This is a genomic window from Rhodococcus sp. KRD175 (assembly GCF_017168275.1).
Taxonomy (GTDB): Bacteria; Actinomycetota; Actinomycetes; order Mycobacteriales; family Mycobacteriaceae; genus Rhodococcoides; species Rhodococcoides fascians.
In genome coordinates, this window is sequence record NZ_JABFAQ010000012.1 from 200964 (window position 1) to 213972 (window position 13009).

A 13009-nucleotide genomic window follows, 5' to 3' on the forward strand; every position below is an offset into this window, starting at 1 on the left:
GGGTAGTTGTGGGGTGGGTATCGATGGAGGTCGTGCGGAGTCACGTACGGCGGAGGAGCCGGGCGTAGTCGGCTCCGGCCAGACCGTAGGTCCAGCCTGCCGCGTCGACGGCGGAGGTGAAGGCAGCGGGGACCCGCAGCCCGTAACGGCGCCGTCGACCGTCGCGTTCACGGGAACCGTTGACGGCGAGCAGAATTCGTCCCCCGTCCTGCCAGCCCTCTGGTGCTGCGTACAGCTCCAGGGTGCAGCCCGGGTTCCCCGGATCCTGGCCGGTGTCGACAAGACGTAGGCCTGCCTGCTCCAGATAGATGTCCCAGCCGATCCGTTCGATGGCGCTTCGTCGCACTTCGACGTTGCGTTCGACGGTGATGCGGTCGACCGTGGGGTTGTCGATCACCCAGCTCGGAACGACGGTGCCGCTCAGTACGTGGACTGCGCTGCCGTCGGCGAACTTCACGGCCGGACCCTCCGAATTGTGCAGCCGCACTTCACCGTGCGGTGAATCGGGTAGCGGTTCGACGTGTACGGCGGTGGGCCGTTCTGCCATCACTGCGATGTTCTCGAACGCCCACCACCAGCCCGTCGACTCGATGAGGGCGGTTTGGACGTCGAGTAGTTCGACGTCTTCGAAGGAGAACCGGGCGAGGCCGTGGCGACGGAAAGCGTCGTAGTAGGCGACGCGATGGGCTTCCTGTTGGCCGTACCAGGTGATGGAGCCGAACGGGCGGGGAGTGGTCGTGCGGATGGAAGTGGCAATTCCGTCGAACAGGCTGGTGTGCAACGACGTACGGACGGTCCGGTCGATGATGGGATCCGGGCTGATACCGGCGAGGGCCGCCTCGATCGGGGTACCGCGGGCGACGATGCCGCGGGCTCGAAAGTCGTTGCTGCCGTTGACCGTCGACCACCGATTTTCCCGCGGCCATTCGATGTGGCGGCGCTCGATGATGCGGTCCATACGGTGCCGGGAGTCGGACAACATGGTCGCGATCGCGGCGTCCACCTCGGTACCGGCGGTGGATATCGACGGTGTTCTCGCCAAGTGTCTGCCGGCGATGAAGGTCGCTGCAGCCCGAGGCGACGGCACCCAATGGAACTCGGGCTCGTCGAACCCGGAAGATCGATACAGTTGTGCCACAGCATGTTCCGCGACAGATCTGTCGGCTGGGCCGGCTTTCAATCCGTAATCGAGCCACCGGTCGCGTTGCGCACAGACCGCGCGAATGTCTTCGGCGTAGGAATCGGGATCTTCGGAGAATGTGCCTCGACGGGGGAATGTCGACGGCATCGGCACGGCGCTCACTTCGGTGAGGCGGTGTCCGCCTTTCCTGTTGTCATGAACCAAGAGTGACACGAGAATCGGCCGAGCGCAAGGGTTGCCCACGTGCGCGGAAGTTCGTAGCAGGGGTCGAGTTTCCACTCACATGGGTCAGCGCGAGCGCAACACCAATTTCGCGGCGCTGATGTCGTCGATCACCAGATCGGTGATCAGGCCACCGCGCAGTGCGGCGGTGAGGGCGTCGAGTTTGGACTCTCCCGCCACGATGGCGACTCTGCGCGGGACGGCCTTGAGCCGATCGAGACTCGGCCCACTCGATCTGTCGTTCAACGCAATTCGGTTGTAGCTGCCGTCGGATCGGAGGAACACCGTGGCGATGTCGCCGACGACGCCGTCACGTTGCAGCTCGGCTCTGTCCTCGCGTTCGAGATAGCCGGCGCTGTAGACGTGACTCGGAACGGCTCCACTCATGACGCCGATGCTGAAGACGGCGAGGTTCATGCGATCCTGAAGTTCGAGCACGCGCCTGATGCTGCGCTCGCGCCACAGGTGCTGTCTCGTTTCCGGATAGTCGAAGAATGCGGGGACCGGAAATCCCTGTGCCGCAGCCCCGTACGCGTCGGCGAACGTCCGGATGATGTCGGTGGCATACGAGACCCCCGTGGTGCGCATGTTGGCTGCCCCGTTCAGTTGCACCACGCTCGAGTTGTGGGTTCGTTTGGGGGCGAGCTTGCGGCTGACGGCGCTGACGGTGGTTCCCCAGGCGACACCCATCACCATGTCCGACTCGAAGAACGACGTCAGCAGTCGGCCGGCGAAGGTCGCGACCCGATCGAGACGCTGCAGTTCGTCGACCGTCTCCGCGACCGGCACCACGTGTGCACGAATGTCGTACAGATCGGCGAATGCACGCTCGATCCGCGGTGCCTGACCGAGTGGGGTGGAGATCTTGATTTCCACCAGTCCCGACGCCCGCGCGAACGTGATGAGTCGTGAGACTGTCGAACGAGATACGCCCAGCTCACGGCCGATGGCCGCCATCGTCATGTCCTGGAAGTAGTACAGCCGCGCCGCCTGGGTGGCATGGCCGGTCCGCAGGTCGGATTCGGGAGTGATGCCGTTGTCCGTCACCGGCACCAGTGTACGACCGAATTGCACATATGTGCATCAGCTGTGAAACGCAGTGCAGGCCGTCTACCGTGGCAAATGGCACGCAATGTGGCGTGTATCACTGACTGTGTGGAGGCTGGAAGATGGCACGTAAGGAACCGGAATGGGGGCTACCGGCGCACATGGCCGCGGAGTTCGCCGGAACCATGATTCTCATTCTGTTCGGTGTCGGCGTCGTCGCTCAGGTGGTCTCGGGTGGTGAGTCCGGCAGCCTCGGCGGTCACGACTCGATCGCCTGGGCGTGGGGGCTGGGCGTGATGTTCGGTATCTATGTCGCGGGCCGTATCACCGGCGCGCACCTCAATCCCGCGGTGACCATCACGTTCGCACTCTTCCGCGGATTCAGCTGGAAGATGGTTGCGCCGTACATCCTCGCGCAGACCGCAGGTGCCTTCGTGGCAGCACTGCTGGTGCGCTGGAACTACAACGACATGATCAACGCGGTCGACCCCGGGCACACCACCGCCACCCAGACCATCTTCTCGACACTGCCCGGTAACGGGACACTGCCGGTGAGTGTGTCCTCGGCGCTGATCGACCAGATCATCGGTACCGCCATTCTGCTGTTCCTCATCGTGGCCGTGACCGATTCGCTCGGCACCGCGCCGATGGCCAACATGGCTCCCCTGATCGTGGGCCTCATCGTCGTCGCCATCGGATTCGCCTGGGCCACCAACGCCGGCTACGCGATCAACCCGGCTCGAGATTTCGGACCTCGCCTGGCGTCGTACATCACGGGCTACGGTGGAGCGTGGCGAGATCAATACGGTGGCCTGTACTTCTGGGTGCCGATCGTCGGACCTCTCGTAGGTGGACCGATAGGAGTGTTCCTGTACGACCTGTTGATCGGTAAGAACCTACGCAAACAAGAAGGTTCGACGCCCGAGCCGCCATCACGACTCCCAGCAGACACCCAGACCACAGGAGAGAAGCCATGACCGAGTTCGCAGGAAAGTACGTCGCCGCGATCGATCAGGGAACCACGTCCTCACGCTGCATGATCTTCGATCACGCGGGCACCGTCGTCGCCGTCGATCAGAAGGAACACCAGCAGATCTTCCCGCAGGCCGGTTGGGTCGAGCACGACGCGTCGGAGATCTGGGACAACGTGCGCGCCGTCGCGGCGGGTGCCATGGCCGCAGCGGATCTGACGCGCGAGGACATCGCCGCAGTCGGTATCACCAACCAGCGTGAGACGGCACTGGTGTGGGATCGCGAGACGGGCAAGCCGATCTACAACGCCATCGTCTGGCAGGACACCCGTACCGATCGCATCGCGACCGCACTCGGCGGCGGCGATGCCAACAAGTACACCGCCAAGACCGGTCTCCCGTTGGCCACCTACTTCTCCGGGCCGAAGATCAAGTGGATTCTGGACAACGTCGACGGTGCACGGGCCAAAGCCGAAGCGGGAGAGCTGTGTTTCGGCAACATGGACACCTGGGTGCTGTGGAACATGACCGGCGGAACCGACGGCGGATTGCACTACACCGATCCGACCAACGCCTCGCGCACGTTGCTGATGGATCTCGACACCCTGCAGTGGGACGAGGGCATCTGCGCCGACATGGGCATTCCGATGTCGATGCTGCCCGAGATCAGGTCGAGTTCCGAGGTGTACGGCACCGGCCGTGAACGCGGACCGTTCCGCGGTGTGCCGATCTCCGGCATCCTGGGCGACCAGCAGGCTGCCACCTTCGGGCAGGCCTGCTTGTCTCCCGGTGAGGCCAAGAACACCTACGGCACAGGCAATTTCGTGCTGCTCAACACCGGCACCGAGAAGGTCATGAGCAAGAACGGCCTGCTCACCACCGTCTGCTACAAGATCGGCGACCAGCCGACGGTGTACGCGCTCGAAGGCTCGATCGCGGTGACGGGTTCGCTCGTGCAGTGGCTGCGGGACAACCTCGGCATGATCTCCTCGACTGCGGACATCGAGACCGACGCGCGTTCGGTGGACGACAACGGCGGCGCGTATTTCGTGCCCGCGTTCTCGGGTCTGTTCGCTCCGCACTGGCGTGCCGATGCTCGCGGTGCCATCGTGGGATTGACGCGATTCGTCAACAAGGGCCACCTGGCCCGTGCCGTACTCGAAGCCACCGCGTACCAGACGCGTGAGGTCATCGAGGCCATGAACGCCGACTCCGGCGTCGACCTCGAGGTACTCAAGGTCGACGGCGGAATGGTCGTCAACGAACTGTTGATGCAGTTCCAGTCCGACATCCTGAACGTCGACGTGGTGCGGCCCGTCGTAGCCGAAACCACCGCTCTCGGAGCGGCATACGCGGCAGGCCTTGCCGTCGGGTACTGGGCGAGCGAGGACGACATTCGCCAGAACTGGGCCGAGGACAAGACATGGACACCGTCCATGGACGAAGACCAGCGGGCAAAGCTGTACGCCGGCTGGAAGAAGGCAGTGACACGTACTCTCGATTGGGTTGATGAAGAATGAGTTCCACCACAACGGCTTTGAGTCCAACCGCGCGCGCCGAGGCGATCGCACGGATGGAAGCCGAAGAGCTCGACATTCTGGTGATCGGCGGCGGCGTCGTCGGCGCGGGAACGGCTCTCGACGCGGTGACACGTGGTCTGAAGGTCGGACTGCTCGAAGCACGCGACTATGCGGCCGGCACGTCCAGTCGCTCGAGCAAGCTGTTCCACGGCGGTCTGCGGTACCTCGAACAGTTCAACTTCTCGCTGGTGTTCGAGGCCCTCAAAGAGCGCTCGCTCGTGCTGAACACGTTGTGCCCGCACCTCGCTCGGCCGGTCCCGTTCATCTATCCGCTCGAAAAGGTGATCGACCGTCCGTACGTGGGGCTCGGCATCGGCGTGTACGACGTCATGGGTGCCGGACGCGGCGTCCCGAGTCATCACAAGCACCTCGGTAAGAAGAAGACGCTCGAATCCTTCCCTTCCGGTAAGCGTTCGGCGATTCGCGGTGCGGTGAAGTTCTACGAGGGCCAGGTCGACGACGCTCGGCACACAATGATGATTGCGCGGACCGCAGCCGCCTATGGGGCGTTGTGCGCCAACAGCACTCGCGTCACGGGCTTCCTTCGTGAGGACGACAAGGTCGTCGGAGTCTTGGCGAGCGATCTGGAAACGGGTCGTTCGTTCGAGGTGCGTGCCAAACAGGTCATCAACGCCGCGGGTGTGTGGACCGACGAGGTCCAGCAGATGGTCGGCGGGCGTGGACAGTTCCAGGTTCGCGCATCCAAGGGCGTGCACCTGGTGGTGCCCCGCAACCGCATCAACAGCGCCACGGGCATCATCACGCGCACCGAGAAAAGCCTGCTCTTCGTCATCCCGTGGGGAAGCCACTGGATCATCGGCACCACCGATACCGACTGGAAGCTCGATCTCGCTCACCCGGCCGCGAGCCAGAGCGACATCGACTACATCCTGGGGCACGTGAACAAGCTGCTGGCCGATCCACTGGACCGCGCCGATGTCGTCGGGGTCTACGCAGGTCTGCGGCCGTTGCTGTTCGGAGAATCCGACTCCACCAGCACGCTCTCCCGCGAGCATGCGGTGTCCAGCCCGGTGCGAGGACTGACCGTCATTGCCGGTGGCAAGTACACCACCTACCGCGTGATGGCCAAGGACGCAGTGGATGCCGCGGTGCACGGGCTCGAACGCACAGTGCCCAAGTGTGTCACCGAGAACATCCCACTCGTCGGGGCCGACGGCTACCTCGGGGCGTACAACTCCCGCAATCTGACGGCCGAACGCACCGGCATGCGGGTCTCACGCGTCGAGCATCTGTTGGGTCGGTACGGCACCCTGATGGGTGAGGTGCTGGATCTGATCGACGCCGATCCCGAACTCGGGAAGCCTCTCGACAGCGCACCGGAGTACCTCAAGGCAGAGGTTGTCTATGCCGCGAGTCACGAAGGCGCGCAGCATCTCGAGGACATCCTGACCCGGCGGACCCGTATCTCCATCGAGGTTCCCGATCGTGGTGAAGCAGCAGCCGAGGAAGTGGCTCGGCTGGTGGCTCCGATTCTGGGCTGGGACGATCAGCACCGGGCCGAGGAGATCGAGCACTACCGTCTTCGTGTTCTGGCAGAACGGGATTCACAGCAACAGCCCGACGACGAGACCGCCGACGCGGCCAGGCTCGGGGCACCGGACGTGCGCGCCGGGGTGAGCTGACCCCTCACGGCGGTTCGGTGAGGTAGCGCCGCAGGGTCGGGATCGGTGGTTGTGTTTCCGACCCTGCGGCCGCGTTCCTCGTCGCAGGGCGCGACGAGCTGCAGTGGAACTCGTCTGTCTTCCTGGGCGCTACGAGCCGTTCATGTCGATGCTGGACGGTGAAGGGCATGCAGCTCACCCGTCGATCCCTCCTCCGATATGCCGCTCTCGGTGCCGCTGCCACGCCTGTGCTGGCATGCAGCCCGGCGTTGGTTCGCACCCGGCCGGTGCTGACACACGGTGTCGCCAGCGGTGATGTGCGTGCCGACGGAGCGCTGGTGTGGGCACGTTCCGATACTCCGGCGACGATGATCGTCGACACGTCCGCGACGGACTCGTTCTCCTCTGTGACGACGATGCGGGGGCCACTGCTGACTCCGCAGTCGGACGGCACGGGGGTGCTGCGCCTGACCGGATTGCCTGCGGGACAGAAGGTTCACTATCGCGTCACGCTCGAGGGCGAGGACGGTGCGACGTCGGAGCCCGTCACCGGAATGTTCTCCACAGCTCCTGACGGCCCATCCGACATTCGCCTGTTGTGGGGTGGCGACACCGCAGGCCAGGGTTACGGCATCAACCCCGACATCGGCGGTATGACCATCTTCTCGGCGATGGCCGACAGGCAGCCGGATCTGTTCCTGCACAGCGGCGACGTCATCTATGCGGACGGCCCGCTCGAGGAGCGCGTGACACTTCCCGACGGTCGAATCTGGCGAAACACCATGAGCGAGGCCAAGTCCAAGGTCGCCGAGACGCTCGAGGAGTACCGCGGCCAGTACGCCTACAATCTCACCGACGACAACTACCGCCGCTTCAATTCGTCTGTCGCTCAGATGGTCCAGTGGGACGATCACGAAACCGTCAACAACTGGTATCCCGGTGAGATCCTCGACCTGGAGCAATACACGGTGAAGGATGTGGACCTGCTGTCGCAGAGAGCGTTGCAGGCGTTTCACGAGTGGTTGCCCATCGCGCCCACAGAAGCCGTCGACGGCCGGGTGTACCGCAAGATCGCCTACGGGCCGCTGCTCGACGTCTTCGTCCTCGACATGCGCACGTACAAGGATGCGAACGGTGCGAACACCGCTGCGTCAGGGGAGATCCTCGGCTCGGCGCAGCGTCAGTGGTTGATCGACGAGCTGTCCCGCTCCACCGCGACGTGGAAGATCATCGCGAACGACCTGCCCCTCGGACTCGTCGTTCCTGATGGGAAGGTCGCGCAGGAAGGCGTCGGCAACGGCGACCCCGGTGCGCCGTTGGGCCGTGAGACCGACATCGCGCAGGTGCTCACCGCGATCGACCGGAACGACGTCACCGGCACCGTCTGGCTCACCGCCAACGTGCATTACACAGCAGCGCATCACTATTCGCCGGAGCGGGCGGCCTACCAGGAATTTCGCGAGTTCTGGGAATTCGTCAGTGGGCCGCTCAACGCCGGCGCGTTCGGCCCCAACGACTTGGACGGCACCTTCGGCCCGGAGGCAGTGTTCGTGCACGCGCCACCAGAACCGAACGCGTCGCCACTCGACGCGTTTCAGCATTTCGGTGAGGTGCTCATCGACGGGGACTCGCGCGATCTGACCGTCAACCTCTGCGACGCGACCGGGGCCGTGCTGTTCACGAAGGTACTGCCTGCCGCCTGATCGCTCGGGTCCGTCGATTCGTCGGGGTCAGGTCGGCGAGAGCGACTGCGGTCGAACGGACATCGTCCGCCGTACCGACAGCGGCCCCGCCGTCCTCGTCCGGCCCGACGGATACATCGCGTGGGCCGGACGCTCCGAATCGGAGGAGTGGCTACAGATTCTCGAACAATGGACCGATCAGCCCTGCAGCAACGTGAACGAATGCTCGCGAATCAGAATGGACGGCCCGCCCGCCTCGTACGCCTGATCCGGATCACTCGACGTCGACTGACTCCACTTGCCCTCTGGCAGCGTGAATTCGACTGTCGCAGGTGAGGCGTTGACCATCCAGGCGAACGCCGCGTCTCCCTCTCCCGCACGCATCAGAATCAGAATGCTGTGTGCGTTGCCGTCGGACCAATCCTCGTCGACCATCTTTTGACCGTCGGCGCGGTAGAAGTCGACCGTATCGGGTCCTGCCCCGTCCTCCTCGGAATCGCTGTCGTGCCGGAACCAGGTGGGACGCAACGCCGGATGCTCGTCACGCAGCGAGATCAGGTGGGTGGTGAAGTCCACGAGATCCTGATCGACCGTGCTCCAGTCGAACCAGGAGACCTCGTTGTCCTGGCAGTACGCGTTGTTGTTGCCGTTCTGCGTTCGGCCCAGTTCGTCGCCGCCGAGGATCATCGGGACGCCGGCCGAAAGGAGCAGTGTGGCAAGGTGATTACGCTGCTGGCGGGCGCGGAGTGCGTTGACGCCCTCGTCGTCGGTCGGGCCCTCGGCACCACATCCCCACGAACGGTTGTCGGATTCGCCGTCCTGGCTGTCCTCGCCGTTCTCCTCGTTGTGCTTCTCGTCGTAGGAATTGAGGTCGGCCAGGGTGAAGCCGTCGTGGGCGGTGATGAAGTTGACACTCGCCAAGGTTGGGCGCCGGGTGCTCTCGTACACGTCGGGGCTGCCGGTGACACGTTGCGCAAGAGCGGACAATGCGCCGTCCTCGCCGCGCCAGAAGTCACGAACATCGTCGCGGAATTTACCGTTCCACTCCGACCACCGGGCCGGGAACCCGCCCACCTGGTAGCCCTGGGTGTCCCAGGGCTCGGCGATGAGTTTGACCGGCGCAAGCGTCGGATCCTGGTGTACGAGATCGAGGAACGCGCTGTGGACGTCGAGGCCGGAGTCCTGACGGGTCAGGGTGCTCGCGAGATCGAAACGGAATCCGTCGACGTGCATCTCCGTGACCCAGTACCGCAGGGAGTCCATGATCAGGCCCAGCGCCGCGGGATGTCCGACGTTGAGGCTGTTGCCGGTGCCCGTGGTGTCGTAGTAGGCGCTGCGGTCGTCGTCGACGAGTCGGTAGTGCGAGCCGTTGTCGATTCCTTTGAGCGACAACGTCGGTCCCAGGTGGTTGCCCTCGGCTGTGTGGTTGTAGACGACGTCGAGGATGACCTCGATACCGGCCTCGTGCATCGCCTTGACCAGTGCCTTGAATTCGTCCACCTGGCCGCCGGTGTCGCCGGTGCTGGCGTACTCGTTGTGCGGGGCGAAGAAGCCGATGGAGTTGTAGCCCCAGTAGTTTCGGCGGCCCTCTTCGAGCAGGTGCGAATCCTGGACGAACTGGTGGATGGGCAGCAGCTCCACTGCGGTGACGCCGATACGCTTCAGGTGCGCGATCGCGGCGGGGTGGGCCAGTCCTGCGTACGTTCCTCGAATGTCTTCGGGAACATCGGGATTGGTGGCGGTGAAGCCCTTCACGTGGACCTCGTAGACGACAGTGCGGTCCAGCGGAGTGCGCGGTGCCTCGTCGCCGGTCCAATCAAAGTTCGATTGCACTGCAACGGAATACGGCATGTGCGGCGCGGAGTCCTCGTCGTTGCGGGTCTCGGGCTCCGCATGCAGATGCGAGAACACCGATTCGTTCCAGTCGACCTGGCCGGTGACGGCCGTGGCGTACGGGTCGAGCAGTAGCTTCGCCGGGTTGTGGCGCAGTCCCGAGGCGGGATCCCACGGGCCGTCGACGCGGAGACCGTATCGCGTTCCCGGGGTGACGTCGGGCACCAGATCGTGAAAGACGTGACCGGTGCGAAGCGTCAACGGTGTTGTACTGCGCTCTGTTCCGTCTTCGTTCATCACGACGACGGACACCGAGTCGGCTGTTTCGGAGTAGACGGCGAGGTTGGCTCCGTCGTCGGACAGACGCGAGACGCCCAGGGGATACGGGAGACTGGATGAGGTGGGCATGAACGGCCGATTACCCCCGGCGCAGGTGAGCGAAACGCATGCCCACCTGGTGCTCGGATAGAATCGACGAGGAGTTTGCGCCCGTCCTTGACCTACGGCCGCATGTGACTAAGGACGAGGCCATGAATCCCGCAGTACCCGGTCCCGGTTCGGCTCGGCTCGACGAGCTGTTTCCCGGTGACAATGCCACCGAGGCTCGGTTTCGCGAGCTGGATTGGAGCTCCACGGAGCTGGGACCGGTGGAGCAATGGCCGTACGAATTGATCGCGGCCATCCGCACGGTCATGCCGTCGACCATCCCGATGTTGATCTGGTGGGGGCCGCACCTGGTCCAGATCTTCAACCACTCGTACACCGATTTTCTCGGTGACAAGTTTCCCGCCGCCGCAGCGCAGCCGGCCAGGGACTGCTGGGCAGAGATCTGGGACGAGATCGGCGCATTGGCCCATCAGGTCGTCGACGGCGGCACTGCGGTGCACGGTGCTCGCCAACAGTTCATGATGAATCGGTACGGGTTCCTCGAAGAGACGTACTGGACCTTCTCGTACAGTCCGATTCACGGTCCCGAGCGCGCGGTCCTCGGCGTGTTCGTCGCGACGTCGGAGGTCACCCAGCAGCTCCTCGGCGAACGCCGCATGCAGGCGTTGCTGAGCCTGGGCACGCTGACGGGCAACGACACCGACGGTGCCGTGGACATCTGCCGTGCGGCAGTGGGTGTGCTCGCGGCCGAAGCATCGGAGTTTCCCCTCGTCGCCGGTTACCTCCGCGAAGATCTGAATGCGGACGGCCCGGTGGAGTGTGTCGTGACCGGCGGCGACGCCGGGTACCAGGCTGCGACGTGGGAGTGCGCCGACATCTCTCGAGTTGCCGACGGTACGGTCGCCTGCGCGACCGTGCAGGTGGACGGCAACGTTCCGCAGGCCGTCGTCGTGCCGTTGACGATGGCCGGTCGGGTACAGCCGGTCGGGGCGTTGTTGATCGGAGTGAGCAGCCATCGGGTGATCGACGATGCCTTCACCTCGTTCTGCGTCGTCGTCGCCGAACGCCTGTCCACCGCACTGACGGCCTCGCACGCGTTCGAGATGGAGCGCAGCCGGGTGGCGGCCTTGGCCGACGCCGATGCTGCGAAGACTCGGCTGCTCGAGAACGTCGGGCACGAATTCCGCACCCCGCTGACGTTGCTGACGGGCCCGCTCGATTCGGTACGCGAGAACGCTGCTTCGGTGCTGGACGCGAACGACCGCGAATCACTCGACGTCGTTCATCGCGCGTCGATGCGGCTGCGCAGGTTGGTGGACGACCTGCTCGACATCGTCAATGCCGAGGCCGGCCGACTCGTCTCTCGACCCGAGCCGGTGAACCTCGGCTCGGTGACACGCGATTGCGCGACGATGTTCTCGGCCGTCGCGTCGGCGCAGGGGCTCGAGCTCGTCGTGGATGCGGCCGAGGACGTCGTGGTCCTGACCGACGCCGAAATGTGGTCGAAGGTGGTGTTCAACCTCGTCGCCAACGCCGTCAAGTACACCCCGGCCGGACGGGTGTCGGTTCGTCTGGTCGCGGACGAGAACACCGCTCGGCTCGTGGTCGCAGACACCGGACTGGGAATTCCGGCCGAGGACCTGCCTCGAATCTTCGACCGGTTCCACCGCGTCGAACGAGAAGGCGCGCACAGCATCGAAGGGTCCGGAATCGGGCTTGCCCTGGTGACGGACTTGCTGACCGCCTTGAACGGGCGCATCGACGTCGACAGCGACGTGGGCCGGGGGACTACCTTCACCGTGCAGGTGCCGCGGTTGCCCGCAGAAGCTGCCGCTATCGATCGACCCGGCGCTCCGGCCGATCCGATCTCGGCGATCTTCCCCTCGATCGAGCCCGTTCCCGAGACGTCCGATCGCGCCGACGTCCTGCTCGTCGAGGACAACGTCGACATGCGCAACTACCTCGCGCGCCTGCTGACCGACGAAGGGTGGTCCGTCTCGACAGCGGGGGACATCGAGACCGCTCTCGATCGTGCCCGGACGATGCTGCCGGGTCTCGTGCTCTCCGACGTCATGCTGCCGGGGCGCAGTGGTCTGGATCTGGTGGACGACATCCGCGGCGACGCCGAGTTGAAGCGAATACCGGTCATCTTGCTGACCGCTCGTGCGGGAACTGATTTTGTGCTCGACGGACTCGGACGCGGTGCCGACGATTACATCGTCAAGCCGTTCCACGACCGCGAACTCGTCGCGCGCGTTCGCGTGCACCTCGAACTGTCACGGATGCGCGAGCAGCTGATCGCGGAGAGCGGCAATCAGGCCGCGACACTGCGCACGGCGCTCGAGACCCGCGGCACGATCGGCCGAGCCGTCGGCATCCTCATGTCGGTGTACCGCATCGACGCCGACGCCGCGTTCACGCAATTGACCGAACTCTCACAGAACACCAACCGCAAGACGCGGGATCTGGCCGTCATGATCGCCGACGACTTCACCGCCGGCCTCGCCCGCGAGCACTGACCGGC

9 protein-coding genes are annotated in these 13009 nt (G+C 64.6%); 6 read left to right on the top strand and 3 right to left on the bottom strand.

Features of this window, described 5'->3' with window-relative positions:
• Positions 1–40: 40 nt before the first annotated feature.
• The gene (locus J1M81_RS18975; RefSeq protein ID WP_206498587.1) at positions 41–1288 is read right to left on the bottom strand and encodes a DUF6745 domain-containing protein; all 1248 of its coding nucleotides are present in this window, start codon (positions 1286–1288) and stop codon (positions 41–43) included.
• A gap of 141 nt (positions 1289–1429) precedes the next feature.
• Positions 1430–2410 carry a sugar-binding transcriptional regulator gene (locus J1M81_RS18980; protein ID WP_155289507.1) on the bottom strand — a complete coding sequence of 327 codons (981 nt, stop codon included), beginning with the start codon at positions 2408–2410 and terminating at the stop codon, positions 1430–1432.
• Between the two features lie 122 nt (positions 2411–2532).
• Here J1M81_RS18980 and J1M81_RS18985 point away from each other — a divergent pair, with 122 nt between their 5' ends.
• The 5 genes from J1M81_RS18985 (at position 2533) to J1M81_RS27030 (ending at position 8533) form a co-directional block, all read left to right on the top strand.
• On the top strand, positions 2533–3387 hold the full coding sequence (locus J1M81_RS18985) for an MIP/aquaporin family protein (RefSeq protein ID WP_027494674.1): 855 nt from the start codon (positions 2533–2535) through the stop codon (positions 3385–3387).
• Positions 3384–4901 carry a glycerol kinase GlpK gene (gene glpK / locus J1M81_RS18990; RefSeq protein WP_032373528.1) on the top strand — a complete coding sequence of 506 codons (1518 nt, stop codon included), beginning with the start codon at positions 3384–3386 and terminating at the stop codon, positions 4899–4901. The genes J1M81_RS18985 and glpK overlap by 4 nt, the downstream gene beginning before the upstream one ends.
• A complete protein-coding gene (locus J1M81_RS18995) occupies positions 4898–6604 on the top strand; it encodes a glycerol-3-phosphate dehydrogenase/oxidase (RefSeq protein ID WP_032373527.1) in 1707 nt (568 codons plus the stop codon). The genes glpK and J1M81_RS18995 overlap by 4 nt, the downstream gene beginning before the upstream one ends.
• Positions 6605–6771: 167 nt before the next feature.
• Positions 6772–8286 (top strand): alkaline phosphatase, encoded by a 1515-nt coding sequence (locus J1M81_RS19000; protein WP_206498588.1) that lies wholly within the window; start codon positions 6772–6774, stop codon positions 8284–8286.
• Positions 8287–8347: 61 nt separating this feature from the next.
• On the top strand, positions 8348–8533 hold the full coding sequence (locus J1M81_RS27030; protein ID WP_327212954.1) for a hypothetical protein: 186 nt from the start codon (positions 8348–8350) through the stop codon (positions 8531–8533).
• Here the strand turns inward: J1M81_RS27030 and glgX are convergent.
• Positions 8464–10506 carry a glycogen debranching protein GlgX gene (gene glgX / locus J1M81_RS19005; RefSeq protein ID WP_094644170.1) on the bottom strand — a complete coding sequence of 681 codons (2043 nt, stop codon included), beginning with the start codon at positions 10504–10506 and terminating at the stop codon, positions 8464–8466. The genes J1M81_RS27030 and glgX overlap by 70 nt on opposite strands.
• Before the next feature lie 122 nt (positions 10507–10628).
• On the opposite strand from glgX, the gene J1M81_RS19010 reads away from it, so the two are divergent.
• Positions 10629–13004: an ATP-binding protein gene (locus tag J1M81_RS19010; RefSeq protein WP_206498589.1), complete on the top strand. Its 2376-nt coding sequence runs from the start codon at positions 10629–10631 to the stop codon at positions 13002–13004.
• The last annotated feature ends 5 nt before the right edge of the window (positions 13005–13009 follow it).

Coding starts and splice junctions, on each gene's coding strand:
- J1M81_RS18995 (WP_032373527.1), top strand. CDS start 4,898: ATGAGTTCCACCACAACGGCTTTGAGTCCAACCGCGCGCGCCGAGGCG.
- glpK (WP_032373528.1), top strand. CDS start 3,384: ATGACCGAGTTCGCAGGAAAGTACGTCGCCGCGATCGATCAGGGAACC.
- glgX (WP_094644170.1), bottom strand. CDS start 10,506: ATGCCCACCTCATCCAGTCTCCCGTATCCCCTGGGCGTCTCGCGTCTG.
- J1M81_RS19000 (WP_206498588.1), top strand. CDS start 6,772: ATGCAGCTCACCCGTCGATCCCTCCTCCGATATGCCGCTCTCGGTGCC.
- J1M81_RS18975 (WP_206498587.1), bottom strand. CDS start 1,288: ATGCCGTCGACATTCCCCCGTCGAGGCACATTCTCCGAAGATCCCGAT.
- J1M81_RS19010 (WP_206498589.1), top strand. CDS start 10,629: ATGAATCCCGCAGTACCCGGTCCCGGTTCGGCTCGGCTCGACGAGCTG.
- J1M81_RS18985 (WP_027494674.1), top strand. CDS start 2,533: ATGGCACGTAAGGAACCGGAATGGGGGCTACCGGCGCACATGGCCGCG.